16 protein-coding genes and 1 pseudogene are annotated in these 18,820 nt (G+C 61.0%); 13 read left to right on the top strand and 4 right to left on the bottom strand.

The window, feature by feature from the left end; translation table 11 throughout:
• The first annotated feature begins 7 nt into the window (after window positions 1–7).
• The 9 genes from FHT82_RS02330 to FHT82_RS02290 all read left to right on the top strand — a co-directional run bounded on the left by FHT82_RS02330 (window position 8) and on the right by FHT82_RS02290 (window position 9,238).
• Complete coding sequence (locus FHT82_RS02330; RefSeq protein WP_210276642.1) at window positions 8–484, top strand: DUF4149 domain-containing protein; 477 nt, start codon at window positions 8–10, stop codon at window positions 482–484.
• A 219-nt stretch (window positions 485–703) separates the two neighbouring features.
• Window positions 704–1,018: a helix-turn-helix transcriptional regulator gene (locus tag FHT82_RS02325; protein WP_348647573.1), complete on the top strand. Its 315-nt coding sequence runs from the start codon at window positions 704–706 to the stop codon at window positions 1,016–1,018.
• Complete coding sequence (gene hyfB, locus FHT82_RS02320; RefSeq protein WP_183725944.1) at window positions 1,015–3,036, top strand: hydrogenase 4 subunit B; 2,022 nt, start codon at window positions 1,015–1,017, stop codon at window positions 3,034–3,036. The genes FHT82_RS02325 and hyfB overlap by 4 nt, the downstream gene beginning before the upstream one ends.
• Window positions 3,027–3,983, top strand: coding sequence for an NADH-quinone oxidoreductase subunit H (locus FHT82_RS02315; RefSeq protein ID WP_183725942.1), 957 nt, complete (start codon window positions 3,027–3,029; stop codon window positions 3,981–3,983). Before hyfB ends, FHT82_RS02315 begins: the two co-directional genes overlap by 10 nt.
• Complete coding sequence (locus FHT82_RS02310) at window positions 3,983–4,648, top strand: hydrogenase-4 component E (protein WP_183725940.1); 666 nt, start codon at window positions 3,983–3,985, stop codon at window positions 4,646–4,648. Before FHT82_RS02315 ends, FHT82_RS02310 begins: the two co-directional genes overlap by 1 nt.
• A complete protein-coding gene (locus FHT82_RS02305; RefSeq protein ID WP_183725938.1) occupies window positions 4,645–6,108 on the top strand; it encodes a hydrogenase 4 subunit F in 1,464 nt (487 codons plus the stop codon). The genes FHT82_RS02310 and FHT82_RS02305 overlap by 4 nt, the downstream gene beginning before the upstream one ends.
• A gap of 10 nt (window positions 6,109–6,118) precedes the next feature.
• Window positions 6,119–7,636, top strand: a complete 1,518-nt coding sequence (locus tag FHT82_RS02300; protein ID WP_183725936.1) for an NADH-quinone oxidoreductase subunit C — start codon at window positions 6,119–6,121, stop codon at window positions 7,634–7,636.
• 12 nt (window positions 7,637–7,648) lie between these two features.
• The gene (gene nuoB, locus FHT82_RS02295; protein WP_183725934.1) at window positions 7,649–8,182 is read left to right on the top strand and encodes an NADH-quinone oxidoreductase subunit NuoB; all 534 of its coding nucleotides are present in this window, start codon (window positions 7,649–7,651) and stop codon (window positions 8,180–8,182) included.
• A 12-nt stretch (window positions 8,183–8,194) separates the two neighbouring features.
• Window positions 8,195–9,238, top strand: a complete 1,044-nt coding sequence (locus FHT82_RS02290) for a DUF4365 domain-containing protein (protein WP_183725932.1) — start codon at window positions 8,195–8,197, stop codon at window positions 9,236–9,238.
• Window positions 9,239–9,337: 99 nt separating this feature from the next.
• On the opposite strand, the pseudogene FHT82_RS30225 reads toward FHT82_RS02290, so the two are convergent.
• Window positions 9,338–9,476 (bottom strand): annotated as a pseudogene (locus FHT82_RS30225) (ABC transporter ATP-binding protein); the annotation flags it as partial.
• Between the two features lie 161 nt (window positions 9,477–9,637).
• On the opposite strand from FHT82_RS30225, the gene FHT82_RS02285 reads away from it, so the two are divergent.
• The 3 genes from FHT82_RS02285 to FHT82_RS02275 all read left to right on the top strand — a co-directional run bounded on the left by FHT82_RS02285 (window position 9,638) and on the right by FHT82_RS02275 (window position 13,851).
• Window positions 9,638–10,720 (top strand): substrate-binding domain-containing protein, encoded by a 1,083-nt coding sequence (locus tag FHT82_RS02285; RefSeq protein WP_183725930.1) that lies wholly within the window; start codon window positions 9,638–9,640, stop codon window positions 10,718–10,720.
• Window positions 10,721–10,820: 100 nt separating this feature from the next.
• The gene (locus tag FHT82_RS02280; protein WP_183725928.1) at window positions 10,821–13,076 is read left to right on the top strand and encodes an ABC transporter permease; all 2,256 of its coding nucleotides are present in this window, start codon (window positions 10,821–10,823) and stop codon (window positions 13,074–13,076) included.
• On the top strand, window positions 13,069–13,851 hold the full coding sequence (locus tag FHT82_RS02275) for an ATP-binding cassette domain-containing protein (protein WP_183725926.1): 783 nt from the start codon (window positions 13,069–13,071) through the stop codon (window positions 13,849–13,851). Before FHT82_RS02280 ends, FHT82_RS02275 begins: the two co-directional genes overlap by 8 nt.
• Window positions 13,852–13,928: 77 nt before the next feature.
• On the opposite strand, the gene FHT82_RS02270 is transcribed toward FHT82_RS02275, so the two are convergent.
• Genes FHT82_RS02270 through FHT82_RS02260 form a run of 3 tightly spaced genes read right to left on the bottom strand, consistent with a single transcriptional unit; the run spans window position 13,929 to window position 17,510 of the window.
• Window positions 13,929–16,310, bottom strand: coding sequence for an aldehyde dehydrogenase family protein (locus FHT82_RS02270; RefSeq protein WP_183725924.1), 2,382 nt, complete (start codon window positions 16,308–16,310; stop codon window positions 13,929–13,931).
• Window positions 16,311–16,319: 9 nt separating this feature from the next.
• Window positions 16,320–17,273 carry a deoxyribose-phosphate aldolase gene (gene deoC, locus FHT82_RS02265; protein ID WP_183725922.1) on the bottom strand — a complete coding sequence of 318 codons (954 nt, stop codon included), beginning with the start codon at window positions 17,271–17,273 and terminating at the stop codon, window positions 16,320–16,322.
• 27 nt (window positions 17,274–17,300) lie between these two features.
• Window positions 17,301–17,510, bottom strand: a complete 210-nt coding sequence (locus FHT82_RS02260) for a hypothetical protein (RefSeq protein ID WP_246698031.1) — start codon at window positions 17,508–17,510, stop codon at window positions 17,301–17,303.
• A gap of 587 nt (window positions 17,511–18,097) precedes the next feature.
• On the opposite strand from FHT82_RS02260, the gene FHT82_RS02255 reads away from it, so the two are divergent.
• On the top strand, window positions 18,098–18,487 hold the full coding sequence (locus FHT82_RS02255) for a cytochrome c family protein (RefSeq protein WP_348647572.1): 390 nt from the start codon (window positions 18,098–18,100) through the stop codon (window positions 18,485–18,487).
• Window positions 18,488–18,820: the final 333 nt, after the last annotated feature.

The following is an 18,820-nucleotide window of genomic DNA, read 5'->3' as shown; positions in this document are numbered from 1 at the left end:
GGGGTAAATGATGGACGACATCGTGATAGCTCGCGCATTGCACGTCCTTGCCGTCATTCATTGGATCGGCGGATTGAGTTTCGTGACGCTGGTCGTATTGCCGATCGCGAGATCGCAACGGATCAATGAAGAAGCGCATTTGCTGTTCGATGTCACCGAGCGCCATTTTTCGGCGCAGGTGCGCATCTCGATTCCGCTCGCAGGTATAACCGGTCTCTGGATGACCTACAGAATGGAGCTCTGGGATCGTTTCGCCGACCTGCATTTCTGGTGGCTGTCGGCGATGTTCGGCCTGTGGTTCATCTTCATGATCATGCTGTTCGTGATCGAACCGCGTCTCCATGCAAAGTTCCAGGAGACTGCGCGCCGAGATTCGCAAACGGCCTTCCGCCGCGTAAGCCGGCTGCACGAAGTGCTTCTGCTGCTTGCAGCCATCACGGCATTCGGCGCCGTCGCCGGATCGCACGGGCTCGATTTCTTCTAGCGCTGCGTCGATATCGGTAGACGTGACGGCGGTAGGCGCGCCGCCGCCGCAGCGCGTTCGCCCGTTTTTCGTCTCAAGCCGGCTAGCTCAGCCGGGAGTAACAAATAACCGGCAATCTGAAAACGAGGCTGATGCATCAGAATATTGATTTTGGACATCAATAGGCACATCATAAGCGTCAATTGTCAGAGTCTGTGCAAGATAAGCGATGTTTCAATCGTGATCACTGCAGCTCAGATGCGGGCCGCCCGGGCTCTTCTTGGTATCGACCAGCGCCAGCTGGCCGAACTGGCGGGAATTTCTGTTCCGACAATTCAGCGCATGGAGGCGAGCCTCGACGTGGTGCGGGGCAATGTCGACTCCCTGATGCGTCTGCTGGCTGCGTTGGAAAGCGCCGGTGTCGAGGTGATCAACGAGGGGGCTGTCAGCGCGAATGGTGGGCGGGGCGTAAGGCTCAGGGCGAAACTCAAGTCATCCGAGAGCGGAGCGGGGGAGCCGTCAAAGCCCTTTCCAGCAGCGAGGGATGACCCATGACATCGGTTTCCGTCCTGTTGTCATGTGTGGCCGCGCTGCTTGGGACGGCAGTACTTGCCGTGCCGATCGGTCGTTCGGCCGCGTCCACGCCTGTCGTCTATGTCGCAAGCCTGGTTTTCTGCGCTGTCGCTTTCGTTTTTGCGCTCGCCTATCTCGCGTCGGCTCTCTCCGTGGCCGAGGCGCCGACAATAGTCCTCCCTTTAGGTCTGCCATGGCTTGGGAGCCATTTCCGGATCGATGCGCTTGCAGCCTTCTTCCTGATGGTCGTCAATCTCGGCGGTGTGCTTTCGGCTCTCTACGCCCTTGGATACGGCCGGCATGAGCATGCACCCCGTCGCGTGCTGCCGTTCTTTCCAGCCTTCCTTGCCGGCATGAACCTGGTGGTTCTGGCGGACGATGCCTTCACCTTCCTTATTTCCTGGGAGTTCATGTCGCTTGCTTCCTGGGCGCTGGTGATGGCCCACCATCGCGATGCCGATAATCGGAAGGCCGGCTACGTCTATATCGTCATGGCAAGCTTCGGCACGCTTGTCCTGCTGCTCGCCTTCGGCCTGCTTGCAGGATCTGCCGGCGATTATGGTTTCGCGGCCATGCGGGGATCCGCGCATACGCCGTTTGCGGTCGGACTCGCGCTTATCCTGCTGCTGCTCGGCGCCGGTTCCAAGGCTGGTCTCGTGCCGTTGCATGCCTGGTTGCCGCTCGCCCATCCCGCAGCCCCAAGCCATGTCTCTGCCTTGATGAGCGGCGTCATGACCAAGGTCGCGGTCTATGGTTTCATCCGGGTGGTCTTCGATCTGCTCGGCATGCCGACCTGGTGGTCGGGTATCGTCGTGCTGATCATCGGCAGCGGGAGCGCTGTGCTCGGCATCCTGCAGGCGCTGATGGAGAGCGATATGAAACGGCTGCTCGCCTACAGCACCATCGAAAATATCGGGGTGATCTTCGTCAGCCTCGGGCTGGCGCTTGCTTTCAAGGCGAACGGTATGGAACTGGCGGCGGCCTTGGCGCTGACTGCCGCACTGTTTCATGTCCTCAATCATTCCTTCTTCAAGAGCCTGCTCTTTTTCGGCGCCGGCGCAGTACTGACGGCGACGGGCGAACGGAACATGGACAAGCTCGGTGGCCTCATCCATCGCATGCCGGTCACCAGCGTCGTCTTCCTCGTCGGCTGCGTCGCGATCTCGGCCCTGCCGCCATTCAACGGCTTCGTTTCCGAGTGGCTGGCGTTCCAGGCCATCCTGCAAAGCCCCGCCGTACCACAATGGGGCTTGAAGATTCTGGTGCCGGCGGTAGGCGGCATACTTGCCTTATCGGCAGCGCTCGCGGCTGCCTGTTTCGTCAAGACATTCGGCGTGACCTTTCTCGGCCGTCCTCGTACCAGCACGGCCGAGCAGGCGGTGGAGGTCGATCGCTTTTCGCTTACGGCGATGTCTGTACTGGCCGCGTTGTGTCTTCTGGCAGGCATCCTGCCGGGGATCGTCATCGACGGGCTTGCACCTGTGACATTGTCGCTGATCGGAGACCGGATGCCCGTACAGACCGATATTCCGTGGTTATCGATCGTGCCGATCGTGGAAAGCCGCAGCTCCTATAACGGTCTTCTGGTATTCCTGTTCACCCTGTTCTCGGCGTCGCTGACGGCCTATCTCATCCACCGCTTCGCGTCGCGAGGCTTGCGCCGGGCACCCGCGTGGGACTGCGGCTTTCCGGAGATCAGCCCGGCAACGCAATATACCGCGAGCAGCTTCGCCCAGCCCGTACGGCGTGTTTTCGGAACGCTGGTTTTTCGCGCCCGCGAGAAGGTAGATATGCCGGCGCCCGGGGATCTCCGCCCGGCGCGTTTTGTCGTCGAGACCCATGATCTCATCTGGGAGGGGCTTTACCTTCCGATCATCGGTGCCGTTGGCTTTGCTGCCGAAAAGCTCAACCATCTGCAATTCCTGACGATCCGTCGCTATCTGAGCCTGGTTTTCCTGGCGCTTGTTTTCCTGTTGCTGATGCTGGCGCTATGGTCGTGATCTCCGCTCTTCTCATTCAGACCGTTCAGATGGCGCTCGTCGTGGCGCTTGCGCCGCTGCTGACCGGTTTCATCCGTCTGATCAAGGCGCGATTGCTGCGTCGGCGCGGGCCATCCGTCATCCAGCCGTACCGCGACATCCTGCGGCTCCTACGCAAGGATGTGGTGTTGGCCGAGAACGCATCATGGCTGTTTAGGGTAACGCCCTATCTGATTTTCGCCGTCACATGGGTCGCGGCCGCCATCATCCCGACTTTCGCGACCGGCCTCATCTTCAGTTGGACGGCGGATCTGATCGCCATCATCGCGCTGCTTGGCAGTGCGCGTTTCTTTCTCGCGCTTGCCGGGATGGACGTCGGCACCAGCTTCGGCGGTATCGGATCGAGCCGGGAAGCGATGATCGCAACGCTCGCAGAGCCATCGATGCTGCTGATCATCTTCACGCTCGCCCTGATCGCGGGCTCGACCCAGCTTTCGACCATAGCCGCCTTCATGACCTCCCCGCAGGTGGGCCTGCGCGTCTCACTGGCGATCGCCCTGATCGCCCTCGTGATGGTCGCGATTGCCGAAAACGCCCGTATCCCGGTCGATAACCCCGCTACCCATTTGGAGTTGACCATGGTGCACGAAGCCATGGTGCTTGAATATTCCGGACGGCACCTCGCGATGATCGAGCTGGCTGCGTGCCTGAAACTCCTGCTCTACATGACCCTGATCGCCTGCATGTTCGTGCCTTGGCAACTCGCCGTGGTGGGAGAGGGGCCGATTGCCTATCTGGTGGGCATAGTTGCCTATCTCGCAAAGCTTGCGGTCGGCGGCGCTCTCCTTGCCCTGTTCGAGACCGCGACCGCCAAGATGCGGGTCTTCCGGGTGCCCGAATTCCTGGGCGCAGCACTCATGCTCGGTCTGCTCGCGACCCTGCTGCGGTTTGTCTCAAGGAGCCTGTGATGAACGGCCCGGTCTTCGACATCGCCCATATGCTCGCCGGCGGTCTGGTCCTGGTCAGCATGATGATGCTCTATCAGGATCGTCTCTATGCACTGCTCAATGTCTTTGCGCTGCACTCGTTGATATTGACCCTGTCGGTGGCCTGGCAGGCTTTCGTCCAGGATGCCCCGCATCTCTATGTCACGGCGGCGATCGCCCTCGTCTTCAAGGCCATCGTCATCCCTTTGGTGCTCCATCGCATGATCCGCCAGCTCGGCATCCACCGCGAGATCGAGACCGTCGTCGGCATCGGCCCCACCATGCTCGCCGGCATCGGCCTGGTCGCCTTGGCGACGGTGGTGATGCTTCGGGTGACGCCGGAGGCCGATCCTTTGGCACGGGAGGACCTCGCCTTTGCATTGTCGGTCCTGCTGCTGGGGCTCTTGATCATGGTCACCCGCCGCAACGCGGTGAGCCAGGTCGTGGGCTTCATGTCGCTCGAGAATGGCCTGGTGCTTGCCGCGACCGGCGCCAAGGGCATGCCGCTGGTCGTCGAGATCAGTGTCGCCTTCTCGATCCTGATCGCCTTTATCGTGATCGGCGTTTTTCTGTTTCGCATCCGTGAGCGCTTCGACACGGTCGATGTCCGCGCGCTTGACGATTTCAAGGGGAGGCGGCGGAAATGAACGCGTTGTCCTCCGTCCTGGCCTTCGACACGCTGACTGCTGTCCTTGTGATACCGATCGCTGCAGCCGTGCTTCTGGCGCTTTTGCCCGGCTATCGAATGACGGCGCGGCTGAACGTGCTCGCAAGCCTTCTGACCCTGCTTGCTGCTCTCTCCCTGTTCGTGACCGCGCGGCCGGCGCCGGGACAATATCTGCTTGTCGACGATCTCAATATCGTCTTCATCGTCCTCAACAGCTTCGTGGGCTTTACCACCAGCATATTCAGTGCCAGCTACATCGCGCATGAATTGGAGATCGGTCGGCTGACGCCTGCCAACCTTCGTTTCTATCATGCCATGTATCAGATCATGATGTTCGGCATGAACCTCGCATTCGTGTCGAACAATATCGGGCTGATGTGGGTTGCCGTCGAGCTTGCGACGCTCACCACCGTATTGATGGTTGGCATCTACCGTACGCATGAAGCGCTGGAAGCAGCCTGGAAATATTTCATTCTGGGAAGCGTCGGCATCGCCTTTGCGCTCTTTGGCACCATCCTCATCTACCTTGCGGCGCAGCCGGTCGTGGGTGAAGGCTATGATGCCATGGTCTGGACGATTTTGATCGATCACGCCTCCGCCTTCGATCCGGCGCTTCTCAATGTCGCTTTCGTCTTTCTGCTGCTTGGCTATGGCACCAAGGTCGGTCTCGCGCCGCTTCATGCCTGGCTGCCGGACGCACATGCCGAGGGGCCGACGCCGATCTCGGCGGTTCTGTCCGGCTTGCTCCTGAATGTCGCGCTCTATGCGGTCCTGCGCTTCAAGATGCTGCTGTCGGCCAATCCCGCAGCTCTTGCGCCTGGTCCGCTGATGATGACGATGGGGCTCGCCTCGCTGATTTTCGCGGCCTTCATGCTCTACCGCCGCCGCGATATCAAACGCCTGTTCGCCTATTCTTCGATCGAGCACATGGGCATCATCGTCTTTGCCTTCGGCCTCGGCGGCCCGATCGCCAATTTCGCCGGTCTCTTGCATATGGTTATGCATTCGCTGACCAAATCGGCAATCTTCTTCGCCGTCGGCCATATTGCTCAAGTTAAGGGAACGCAAAGGCTCTCTGCGATCCGCGGCCTGACGGAAACACATCCGCGGCTCGGCTGGGGCCTGCTGACCGGTGTCATCGCCATCGCCGGCCTGCCTCCGGCGGGAATCTTCATGAGCGAGTTCCTGATCGTCAGTTCGGCTTTTGCCAGGCAGCCGCTGCTTGCCATTCCGCTCGTCTTCGGACTGCTGGTCGCTTTCGGCGCATTGCTGTTGCGTCTGACGGGTGCGGTGTTCGGGAAGCCGCGGGGCAGCATGGCTCCTGTCCAGGCATCCTATCTGCCGATGTATGCTCATCTCGTGCTGGTGCTTATCGCTGGCGTTTATCTGCCGTCAGAGCTGGTGGCCTGGTTCCAGCATATCGCCAACCTTCTTCGATGATGCGGGGGAGATGTCGATGCTCAGTGATATCCTCGAGAAAGGCCGTTCCGTTCCGCACCATGTTCCGTGGCCGCGTGCTGTCGCCGATACGGATCTGTGGACATCGGCGACGCGGGCGCTGTCCGAAGGACGTCTGATCCTGCTCGGTCTCTGGGGGGAAGAAAGCTCGGTTCATATGGCCTTGCTCGATGAAGCGGTCGGCGCGATCGGCGTTCTCAGCCTGGAAGGGCTGGAGGCCACCGGCTATCCTTCCGTCGCGCAATTGCATCGGCCGGCGTTGCGGCTGGAGCGGGCAATCCGTGACCTGACCGGCCTCGAACCGCAGGGTCTGCCGGACAGCCGGCCATGGCTCGATCACGGCCGTTGGGATCGGCGCTACCCGCTTGGAGAGCGCGAGGTCGCGTTGCCGGAGGTCAGTCCCTACGCTTTTTTGCGTGCCGAAGGTGAGGGCCTGCACCAGATTCCTGTCGGCCCTGTGCATGCCGGCATCATCGAGCCGGGACATTTCCGCTTTACGGCCAACGGCGAGACGGTCGTCCGCCTCGAGGAACGGCTCGGCTATGTCCACAAGGGGATAGAGGCGTTATTGGCAGGTGCGGATCTGGTCCGCGGAGCGAAGCTCGCCGGGAGAGTGTCCGGCGACAGCACGGTCGCCTACGCCTATGCCTTTTCGCAGGCTGTCGAGGCCGCATTAGGGTTCGTTGTTCCGCCCCGGGCGAACTGGTTGCGTGCTCTGATGGCGGAATTGGAACGGCTCGCCAACCATCTTGGCGACATCGGCGCCATCTGCAACGACGCGGCGTTTTCAATAATGCTGGCGCATTGCGGGATGCTGCGCGAGCGTGTGTTGCGCGCCGCCGATGCCGCCTTCGGTCATCGCCTCATGCGCGACCGCATCGTGCCCGGCGGTATCACCAGCGATCTGAACAGCGATGGAGCGGCTGGCTTGCGAAGCCTGCTTGCAGAAATCCGCCGTCGATTTCCGGGCTTGGTCGAGCTCTACGACAACACCACCTCGCTGCAGGACAGGACGGTCGGCACAGGCAGGCTGCGTGCCGGATTGGCACGCGAGTACGGTGCGGGCGGCTATGTCGGGCGAGCCTCCGGACGCGGTTTCGACGCCCGGCAGACCACGCGCTACTCGCCTTATGATAATCTGGTCTTCGATGTTCCGGTGCTGAGCGACGGTGATGTCAACGCCCGCGTCTGGATCCGTATTCGCGAGGTCGAGCGGAGCCTGTCGCTCGTCGAGCAGATCCTCGACCGCCTTCCGGTGGGACCGATCCTCGCCGCGATCCCTTCCGTCGGGGAACATCGGGAAGGTATGGCGCTCATCGAGGGGTTTCGTGGAGACATATTGGTCTGGCTGCGGCTTGCACCCGAGGGCAGGATCGAACGCTGCCATCTGCGCGATCCATCCTGGTTTCAGTGGCCGCTGCTGGAGGCGGCGATCGAAGGCAATATCGTCGCCGACTTCCCGCTCTGCAACAAGTCGTTCAATTGTTCCTACTCCGGTCATGATCTCTAAAGGCAGGGTGGCATGCGAAAACTCCTCTTCGAAAGTCTCATCCGGCGGCCGCTGACGGAGCCAAGACCAACGGTTTCCGACGCCGCGATGGCAGAGCTCGCTGAAGCCATTGAAAGGAGCGCGCGCCGAAGGCTTGGACGCAGTCTGTCGATCCGCGCCGTCGATGCCGGGTCCTGCAATGGCTGCGAGCTGGAAATGCATGCCCTGAGCAATGTTTTCTACGATATCGAGCGCTTCGGTCTTCGTTTCGTCGCCTCGCCGCGGCATGCCGATGTGCTGCTGGTTACCGGGCCGGTGACCAGGAACATGGCGCAGGCGCTTGAACGGACCTACATTGCCACGCCCGATCCCAAATGGGTCGTTGCCCTCGGCGACTGTGGCCGTGATGGAGGCTGCTTTGCCGGCAGCTATGCCGTCCTCGGCGGAGTTTCGAAGGTCGTGCCCGTCGATCTGCATATTCCAGGATGTCCCCCTTCGCCGATGGATATCCTCAAGGGTCTGCTTGGGCTGCTTGACGGTGTGAACGGGGAGGGCCGCGTTTCGTGACGGGCAGTTTCGATGGTTCGACTTCTGCAGGCTGTAGTCATTGCAATCATTACATTAATCGCGGCGACGCCAAGGCTGCTCGCGGCCATCTGGCACCAGATCGTGCCACCGATACCACCGTCGCGCCGACAGCATAATACTGCGTTGGACGGCCGTCGGGCTGACCCCGCGACCCGCATGGCAATTGATGCTGTCGAGAAGGTGTTTGTCCGGTATTTCAAGTGGTCTTTTCGCCGGCTGCCGGATTCGAAGGTCGGCATCGATGCCCGCGCCGAAATTCTTGATAGGGGCCGGCCAACCGGAAAGTTCCTGCCACTTCAAATCAGATCTGTACCATCGTGGGCGGAAGACGGTGGCGAGTACATCCATCATGGCGAGCACAGTCACCTCGATTACTGGACGAAGCACTTGTTGCCCGTCTGTATCGTTATCGTCGACGCCAGCACCGGGATGATACGATGGCAAAGAGCCGGCGAGGGAAACTGCACGGAAACGGAGTTGGGATGGACGATGGTTGTTCCGGCCGCCAACGTACTGGACGCCAACGCCAAGCTCTGTTTCGAGGAGGTCATTGCCTCCGATCAGGAGTCGCTGATGCGTTCTGCCTTTGCCCTCGATCGAGAACTTATGGAGGAAGTTCAGGATCAGACGACGTTCTTCGTGTGGGACGAGTGGGGCGATACGCCGGCGATCTTTTCCAATCTGCAGATCTATATCGGCGAAGGAGAGAGGGATGAGCCGGATATTCGGATTGACTATCACCTTCGGGCAGACAATCTGCATGATGTTATGACCAAGCTCTTCCCTTGGGCGACCTACTCCTATGCAGAGCCGGTCAGGGAGTACTCGGAAGAGGTTGCCGTGCACGTCCTCGAGGTCGAACTTCGCCCTGAAGCAGAGGCCTATCTCGAGGCTGAAGACTTCCTGGTCGCGGGCTACCCCAATGAAGAGGAGCCGCGCCCCCCGGGGATCGGAGGTTATATTACGGCGCAGGAAGAAGAGGCATTCTGGCGGAGCCGAGGTGTTTCTCACGGTCGCCGTGACCAGGACGAATGACGATACGGGACAAGCGATCCGCGTTTTGCCGATTGTGGTAAGACACACGCGTCGGTTCGCATTTTCCAGTCTTATGGCACGCCGCATTCGCTCAAGTCGTTAAGACGTCGGAGCGAAATCGGCGGTCAGTACGGCGTCCTTCAGAGCCCGGGAGCAGGGGTGCTGAGGATTGCAGAGGACCTTGCGCCTCGTCCAGTTCGACGATCTCGCCTTTGCGCATGATGATGATCCGGTCGGATGCTTCCAAAGCGAATAAATTCGCCAGGACGATCAACTTATCCGTTTACTTGGGTCGGAATTGCGCAGAATATTAGCAAATGGGAGGATAAGCCTTCGGCCCCACTCTCGATAAATTGCGCCCGACGGCTTTCCTCCCTTGGTTTCAAGGGAGGACTAATCATGAGGCGGGTATTGTTCTACGCGGCATCGGCCGCGATACTGTCGCTCGGTGTCCCGCATGCATTTGCGCAGTCGGGCAGCGTCGAGAAAGCGGTTGGCGGCTACAACTTTGAGGAAGCCGCAAAAGAGGCCCCCGGCACGAAGGATTTCCATTCGGCTGACGGTCATTTGACCTTCGCGATCGTGACGCACACGGCAGGCAATGGCTTCTTTGACCCTGTCTATGTCGGCGCGATCGCCGCCGGCAATATGATCGGCGCCAAAATATTGCTGCTCGGTTCGGAATCGCCCGTGGACGATCCCGCCCGCGAGCTCGAGATCCTGAACCAGATCATTCAGGACCCGACGATCGACGGCATCATCATGACGACGCCGCAGGTCGGCGCCTATAACGACATCGTCAAGGCTGCCGAGGCGGCCGGCATCCCGGTCGCGACGACCAATTCGTTCGACGGCAACATTCTGCACCGGAGCGCGATCAGCCATACCGGCCAGGATGCGTCGGCGGCGGCGATCGGCGGCGAGGCGCTTGCAAATTGCGTGCTTGCCAGTGGCGCGACCAGCGGCTCGATCGTGCTGCCGTCCTCCACGGCGATGGGCAATATCGAGGTGAACAACCGTGTCACCGCCGCCTTCAATGCCATCGTCAAGACGCTGAAGGATGCCGGCAAGCTCGATGCCTTCAAGGTTGACGCCGGTCCGGAAAATGTCGGCATCGACACGAACCCGAACGACCCCGTCAACGCACTTGTTTCGCTCTTCGAGTCCCGCGGTGACGTGGTCGGCGCCTTCACGGCCAACAACGTCTTTACGCCGCCGCTCGTCAAGGCGGTTGCCCAGATGGGGAAGACCGGCAAGTTGTGCGCTTACGGTTTCGATCTCGGCCCGGCACAGCAGGAAGGCATCGCCGCGGGGAACCTGACCGGCTCGCTCGGCCAGCAGCCCTTCCTGCAGGGCTTCTGGCCTGTCATGCAGCTTTATCTCCAGATCGATCGCGGTATCGCCGCTGCCAATCTCGACACGCGTGCCCAGCTCGTGACGAAGGAAACGGTCGCCAACGTCGGCAAACGCTTCGAGAACTGACTGCCGTTCGAAACTCTGAAATCAGGGCGGGAGGGCGCGAGCCGTCCCGCCACGTCAAAGCAAGGATCGGTCGGTAGGAACGCATTTTCGGTAGAAACTCATGGAGCTCGCCACGACGACATCGCTCGGCCGTGCGCCGCCCCAGCTCGTCGGCGGCTGGGAGGCGGGGCTCCTCGTGTTTCTTGCGCTGCTCTATTTCGGGGGGGCAATCGTCAATCCGGCCTTTTTCGGATCGACGGAGGCCCTTCACGCGCTTCTGCGCGATACGTCCCGTGTGGGGATTATTGCGGTCGGAATGACTTTCGTCATCGTCAACAGGGATCTCGATCTTTCGGTCGGTTCGACCTACGGTCTGGTCGCCGTGGTCTTCGCCAGGCTTTTTGCCCCGAGTTTTCTCGATTTCGGCGTGATCCTGTCGGTGATCCTCTGCGTGCTCTTGGGCACGGCGATCGGCCTGATCAACGGCGTGCTCGTCACCGTCCTGAAAGTGCCGGCCTTCATCGCGACGCTGACGATCCTCTTCATCGGCCGCGGCTTCGTGCTCGCGCTGACGCATGGTCAGGCAATCTATTATTCCGACAAGGCGAAAGACCATCCGCTGTTCTTTCACCTCGGAGAGACGAATATCCTCGGCTTCAACAACCAGATCGCGATCTTCTTTTTCATTGCCATCGTTGGGGCCTATGTGCTTGCGAAGACCCGCTGGGGCTATGAGACTTTCGCGACCGGCGGAAACGAGCAGGCGGCGGTCTATGCCGGCATCCGCACACGCTGGGTGCGCATTCGCGCCTATCTGCTCTCCTCGCTTTGCGCGACCCTTGCAGCTCTCCTGTCGGCTGCGCAGGACAAGGGCGTCACCCCTCTCTACGGTGTCAGCTGGGAACTCACCGTCATCGCATCCGTCGTCATCGGCGGAGCATCGATCCTTGGCGGGCGTGGGCGCGTGATCGGGTCCTGCCTCGGTGCCGCGGTCGTCGTCTTGATCGACAAGGTGCTGCGCGAGGGATGGCCGATCACGCGCATCGTCTTGATCGATGGTGAAAACGTCTCGGTCGGCGCCAAGTTCACCCTGCCTGCAGGCGCCGTGCTGGTTTTCCTCGGTCTCCTTCTCGTCATCGCCGTGCTGATCGAACCCGTCCTTGTCAGGCGCCAGGTCGCGGCCCGGCTATGGGCATGGCTCACTGGCCGGCCGCCCCCGCCGGCCTACGAGATGGGCGGCGTGGCGATCGAGGGTGTCCAGACCAAGGGGGCGATGGCGGCCGACATGGCGCTGTCTGCCACCGGGCTCGGCAAGTTTCTCGCCCGCCGCGATGCACTGGCCATCATCCTGACCGTCGTGTTGTGGCTGACGGGTCTCGCGCTGAGGCCGGATTACTGGTGGAACCTGCCCAACACCTTTGCCATCCTGCTCAACTACACGGAACTGGCCCTCATCACCGTCGGGCTCACCTATGTCATCGCAGCCGGCGATATCGATCTTTCGGTCGGTGCCGTGCTCGCCCTTGCCGGCAGCACCGCGGCCTATTTCCTGAAAGTGCTCGGCGCCGACCCGCTCACCGCTGTGACGATGGGCCTGCTCGCGGGAACGGCCGCCGGCGCCGTCAACGCCATGGTCGTCGTCGGCTTCAAACTGCCTGCCTTCATCGCCACGCTCGGCATGTTCTACATTGCCCGCGGACTCGCCGCCTGGTTCGTCGCGGGACAGCAGCTGACCGGCTGGCCCGAGGGCTATAACCTGCTCGGGCGCAAGGTGAACGACGTTCTCCTTCATTTCGGCCTTGCATTGCCGCCGGGGATCATCCGCACGGTGGCCGAGGTCGTCAGCATTCAGACGATCTGGATGTTTTTCGTTGCCGTGATCGCCGGCATCATGCTTGCCTATACGCCGTTCGGGCTGAAGGTCTGCGCTGCCGGCGGCAACGTGCGCGCTGCCGCTTATGCCGGCATCAACACCAACCGCGTGCGCTTCATCTCGCTCATGCTGTCGGCGCTCTGCGCAACCATGGCCGGGATCATCAACGTCGCCTATTTTCGCAGCTTCAACCCGGTCGCCGGCCAGTTTCGCGAGCTCGATGCGATCGCTTCCGTCATCATCGGCGGCGGATCGATCTTCGGCGGTTACGGCACGATGATCGGCTCGCTTGCGGGGGCCGCCGTCATCACGCTCGTCCGCGCACTGCTTCAGCTCAATGTCCAGGGTTTCAGCATGCCGCAGCACTGGATCAACGTCTTCATCGGCGTCATTCTCATCGTCGCGGTGCTGATCGACATATGGGTGCGCCAGGCCAACATTCTCGGGCGCCTGCGAACCCGGCTGAGAAGAGGGGCGCCAACAGGGGACAGCAGTCATGGCTGAGGCGACACCAACAGCGCCGATCGTGGAAATGCGGGGCATCGAAAAAGCCTTCGGGGCCGTGCAGGCGCTTCGCAAGGTCGATCTGACGCTTTATCCCGGCGAGATCCTCGGCCTTGTCGGCGACAACTCCGCCGGCAAATCGACGCTCATGAAGATCCTGACCGGTGCCTATCAGCGCGATGCGGGTGATATCCTCGTTGCCGGGCAACCGGTGCGGTTCAAGAGCCCGCATGAGAGCCGCGACGTCGGCATCGAGATGATCTACCAGGATTTCGCGCTCTGCGGCAACATGGATGTCGGCCAGAATATCTTCCTTGGCCGCTGGCCGCTCAAAGGCCCCTTCGTCAACCGGCGGAAGATGTATGCGGAAGCCGACAGCGTGCTGAAACGGCTCAAGGTCGACGTGAATTCCGTCTATCAGAAGGTCGAGAGCCTGTCGGGCGGCCGCCAGCAATCCGTCGCGATCGCCCGCGCCATCTCGTTCGAGCCGCGCGTCGTGATCCTCGACGAGCCGACCGCCAACCTTTCGGTGATGGCGACGGACCGGCTGCTCGAAACCATGCTGGAACTGAAGAGGCAGGGCGTCGCCCAGATCATCATCTCACACCGCCTGGTCGATATCTTTGCCGTGGGCGATCGCGTCATGGTCCTCAAGCGCGGCGAATATGTCGGGGATCGCTACATCAGGAATACCGACGAGCATGAAGTGCTGGAGATTATCGTTTCCGGCACGCGGGAGAACGCGCTGACGGCCGATGAGGCAAGAAAGATCTGATTGATTGCCTCACCATTGGCAATGACACCGTCGAAATCGACCAGTTGAGGGGGCGGGCCGCCCCCCTTCCCATTGGCTCATTCTCCGTAGGGTAACCAGATCGTCTTGACCTGGCAGGCGCGGCGCAGAAATTCCGCCCCCTGGCCCTGCTTTGGATCGCGCCAGTCGCGAAGCCGGCCGCGATCGACCCAGGTGTTCTTCAGGTTGCCTGCTGAGGCCGTCTCGACCATGGCGGAACCTTCTTCGCTGCCGCAATACCAAAGTGCAGCGACATCGTCGTGTTCGGCAAGGGTCTTGGCAAGCACATCACGTTCGCCGGTCAGGAGATTGATGACGCCGTCCGGAATGTCAGAAGTCTCGAATACCTGGTAGAGGCGCGCCGCCACCAGCGGATGGCTTTGGGCCGCAATGGCGACGACCCGGTTGCCGAGCGTGATCGCCGGCAGAATGAGGGACAGAAGCGACAGAAGGGGCGCCTCGTCGGACGCGACAATACCCATCGTTCCATACGGCTCGTTGACGGTCATTGTCACATGGCGGGACTTGGTTGCCGTCACGGCGCCGTCGAACTTGTCGGCCTGAGCCGCATACCAGAAGGCCCGGCAGATCGTCTGCTCCACTTCGTCCTCGGGCTTGGCACTTGCCCCGGTCGCTTGTAGCGCGGCGACGAATTCGGCGCGTCGTTGCGTGAGGTTTTCGGCCAGGAAGTAAAGAACCTGGGCACGGTTGTGCGCTGTCACACCGCTCCAGGAGGTCGCTTTGTTCGCCGCCTCGACTGCGTTCCGGACGTCCTTGCGGTTGGCGAGCCCAGCCTGGCCGATCGCCTGACCGGCCTTGCCGACAACCGTGTAACTCTGGCCGCCATCCGGGCGCACCTGCTTGCCGCCGATGTAGAGCTTCGCGGTGACGTCGATCTCGGGGCGCTCAACCTTGCCGCCAAGCGGTGCGACATGCGGGCGAAGCGCCGGCGTCGGACGCATCTTGCCCTCCTTTCCGCCTGCGGGCTTCAGATATTCGTACATGCCCGAGCGGCCGCCCTCGCGGCCGAAGCCGCTTTCCCGATAGCCTCCGAAGGGGGCTGCCGCGTCGAACATATTGGTGGCGTTGATCCAGATTACGCCGGCCTTGACCCGTGCGGCCACTTCGATCGCGCGGTTGATATTTTCAGACCAGACGGATGCGGCAAGGCCGTACCGGGTGTCATTGGCCAGTGCGACCGCCTCGTCCAGCGTCCTGAAGGTGGAACTCGTTGCGACCGGCCCGAAGATTTCCACCTGCGAGACGGTGTGGGCGGGCGCCGTTCCGGTGAAGAAGCCTGGAGCGCAGAAAAAACCCGTCGACGGCAGGTTTACCGGCGCCAAATTGAGGGTCGCGCCCTCTTCCTCGCCCTTTGCGATAAGGCCCTTAACGCGGGCGAACTGCTTTGCCGAGACGATCGCGCCGACATCCATCGTCTTGTCCAGCGGATCGCCGACGCGCAGCGTCTGCATGCGGTTCTTCAGCTTGCCGAAGAAGGTCGGCGCGACACCTTCCTGCACGAGAATACGGGACCCTGCGCAGCAAACTTCGCCCTGGTTGAACCAGATCGCGTCGACGACACCTTCGACGGCGGCATCGAGGTCGGCGTCTTCAAGAACGACGAAGGGCGACTTCCCGCCAAGTTCGAGGCTGAGCTTCTTGCCCGAGCCGGCAATCTGCCGGCGGATGATACGGCCGACATTGGTCGAGCCGGTGAACGCCACTTTATCGACGTCCGGATGGCCGGCGATCGCAGCGCCCGTCTCGCCGTCACCGTGGACGATGTTGACCACGCCGGGCGGGAGTCCGATTTCGTCCAGCACTTCGCCGAAAGCATACGCGGTCAGCGGCGTGAGGTCGGCGGGCTTGATGACGACCGTATTGCCGGCTGCCAGCGCCGGAGCGATCTTCCATGCAAGCATCAGCAGCGGGAAGTTCCACGGGATGATCTGTCCGCAGACCCCGACGGCCACGTAGTTCGGGAATGCGTCGTCGGCGATTTCGGCCCAGCCGGCATGGTGGTAGAAGTGGCGCGCGACGAGCGGGATGTCGATGTCGCGCGTTTCGCGGATCGTTTTGCCGTTGTCCATCGTCTCCAGCACAGAGAAGAAGCGCTCGCGCTTCTGGATGTGGCGGGCGATCGCATAGAGATATTTGGCGCGCTCGTGTCCCGGGAGACCGGACCAGGCAGGAAAGGCAGCGCGGGCAGCGCGCACGGCCGCGTCAACGTCCGCCGCGCCGCCCTTGGCGACGCGTGCGATGACTTCTTCGGTCGCCGGGTTGACGACCTCGATCAGTTCGCCTTCGGCGGCAGTGAAGCTGCCTTTGATGTATTGGCCGAGGCCAGCCGCACGGGCCTCGAGCCAGGCCTTGACTTCGGAATTGCTTTCGGGAGCTGGGCCGTATTCCATAGTTTGCATAATGTCCTTGATGGAAGGCATGGTCAGTCCTCAGGCTAGCGCGTGGCGATTGGCGGCCGAGTAGCGGCCGGTCAGATGGTGTTCGAGCTGGCGTTCGATATCGCCCAGCATGGAGGAGGCGCCGATGCGGAAAAGGTCCGGCATCATGAAGCGCGTGCCGAGTTCCTCCTTCATCAGGATCAGCCAGTTCATCGCGTCCTTGGCGGTTCTAAGCCCGCCAGCCGGCTTGAAGCCGATCATCTGGCCGGTCCGGTCGTGATAGTCGCGCAGCGCGCGGATCATCGTCAGCGATACCGGCAGCGTGGCGTTGACGTCTTCCTTGCCGGTTGAGGTCTTGATGAAGTCGGAGCCCGCCTGCATGGCGACCATCGAGGCACGGTAGACATTGGTCAGCGTTTTGAGGTCGCCCGTCGCGAGGATCGATTTCATATGCGCCGGGCCGCAGGCTTCACGCATTGCCTTGATCTCGTCGTAGAGCGCGGCCCATTCGCCTTTCAGCACATGTTCTCGGGTGATGACGATGTCGATCTCGCTTGCGCCCTGTTCGACGGCATAGCGGATTTCGGCGAGGCGGAGCGGCAGCGGCATTAATCCTGCGGGGAAGCCGGTGGCCACCGAAGCGACCGGGATGCCAGAGCCGTCAAGAGCTTTGACGGCATGAGGCACCATGGTTGGATAGACGCAGACCGCACCGACAGTCAGCTTGTCGATGCCGAGACCCTCCAAGAGATCGGCGCGGAGCGGCGCCTTGGCCTTGGCGCAAAGGCGCTTGACGCGGCCTTCGGTGTCGTCGCCGGCGAGCGTCGTCAGGTCGATGCAGGTGATTGCGCGCAACAGCCAGGCGGCTTGCCATTCCTTCTTGACGGTGCGACGGGCCGGCAGCGTCGCGGCCCGGCGTTCGGTTGCACTGAGGTTGACGACATATCTGTCGAACCAATCCGGTGTCAGGGGCGTGCCTTCGGGACGGGGAAAATGCTCTGTCATTGTGATGTCCAATTTTTTCCGGCAGGTTTACGCCTGGCCTCGGCGAATGTCGATGAAGCGATTGAGCAGGATGGCGGCGACGATGATCAGGCCGGTTACGGTCATCTGGTAGAACGAACCGAGGCCGAGCAGGTTGAAGATGTTGCGCAGGACCTGGAGCAGCATGATTGCAAAGAAGGTGCCGAGTACGCCGCCGCGACCGCCGACTTCAGATTTGAAAGATTGCCCTCCCAGCAATCAGCATTTGTAAAATTTAATCACTTATGCCGATTCAAGGCAGCACTTCTACCATCCGATTGTCAATCAGCACTGCCAAATCGCGTCAGCGAAAATTATAATACATTGATTATAAAAGATTTTATCCGCTTTAATCGGAGTAGAAATGCGCCGATAAGCAATCGCCTCCTTCAACACATCAAAACGTGCGATGCAGCAAAATTCGGGAAAACCAACATATGTTGAATTGGCGTCGAAATTCTTGACGTTTAGTTTTGCGTCCTCGAACACTCTCCTATTGAGATCATAGAGGTCTGGACTGGCAAATCCTTGTCGAAATCCCAGGCAGTTGGCGCGAACGGACTTCATTGAAAGGGATCGCTCGCCGCCTTCCCGGGTACGCCGGGCGCATCGGGGAGCGGGGGCGCGCACCCGCCAGGTGCGAACGCACGTCGGTCCGTTCTTTGATCACGCGGACGTCAGGATTGCGGAGCCGATTGACTTGCACCCGCGAAGGACTAAGTTCAAACATTGCTAACATACTCCGCACGGCAATGGCAGCGGAGGGTGCGAGTGGCTGGGCGACCTTGAGGAGGATGAGGTTTGCCGTGGACTATCGTGTTGTACTGCTGATCGCCACTTCCGTGATTGCCCTTTCCCCTGGTAACGCTGGGGCGCAGGAGGGCGATGCGACGGCGGGTGCCGTTGTTTTCAAGAAATGCGCGACCTGTCATATCGTCGATTCCGATACGAACAAGGTCGGTCCGTCGCTGAACGGGGTGCTCGGCAGAAAGGCCGGAACGCATCCCGATTTCGCTTATTCGGCTTCGATGAAGGCAGCCGGCGACGGCGGGCTCGTGTGGGACGAGGCGACGTTGCGCGACTATCTGCGCAATCCGAGAGTGAAGGTGAAAGGCACGAAGATGGCCTTCGTCGGCCTGAAGGACGATAAGGAAATCACGGACCTCATCGCCTATCTCAAACAGTATTCCAAATGACGGCAATACTTCACGAGGCTGGCTGAAGCCTTTCCCGTGCGTGGATATACGCAAAATTAACGTTAAGCGACCATCAACCGGCATGTGCAAATATTTGCACATGCGAGAAATGGAGTTCAGCTGAATCGTCGATCGCTCGAAATTTCAACTCGAAGCCACGGCTTCGAAAGGAGCGAAATGATTGGAATGATCGGCGGCAATACCAAGGCTCAACTGGCAGCACTGGCAAGCCTGAAGGCAAATGTCATGGTTGCCGACAGCAAGCAATGGCGCCTCCGTCCTTGCACACCTCATCCATCAACGCGGCTCCCAAGCTGAAGGTCGCGGCAGGCG

The organism is Rhizobium sp. BK275 (assembly GCF_014193555.1).
Classification (GTDB): Bacteria; Pseudomonadota; Alphaproteobacteria; order Rhizobiales; family Rhizobiaceae; genus Rhizobium.
The sequence above is the reverse complement of the archived record's forward strand: the minus strand, read 5'-3'. Positions and strand labels throughout refer to the sequence as shown.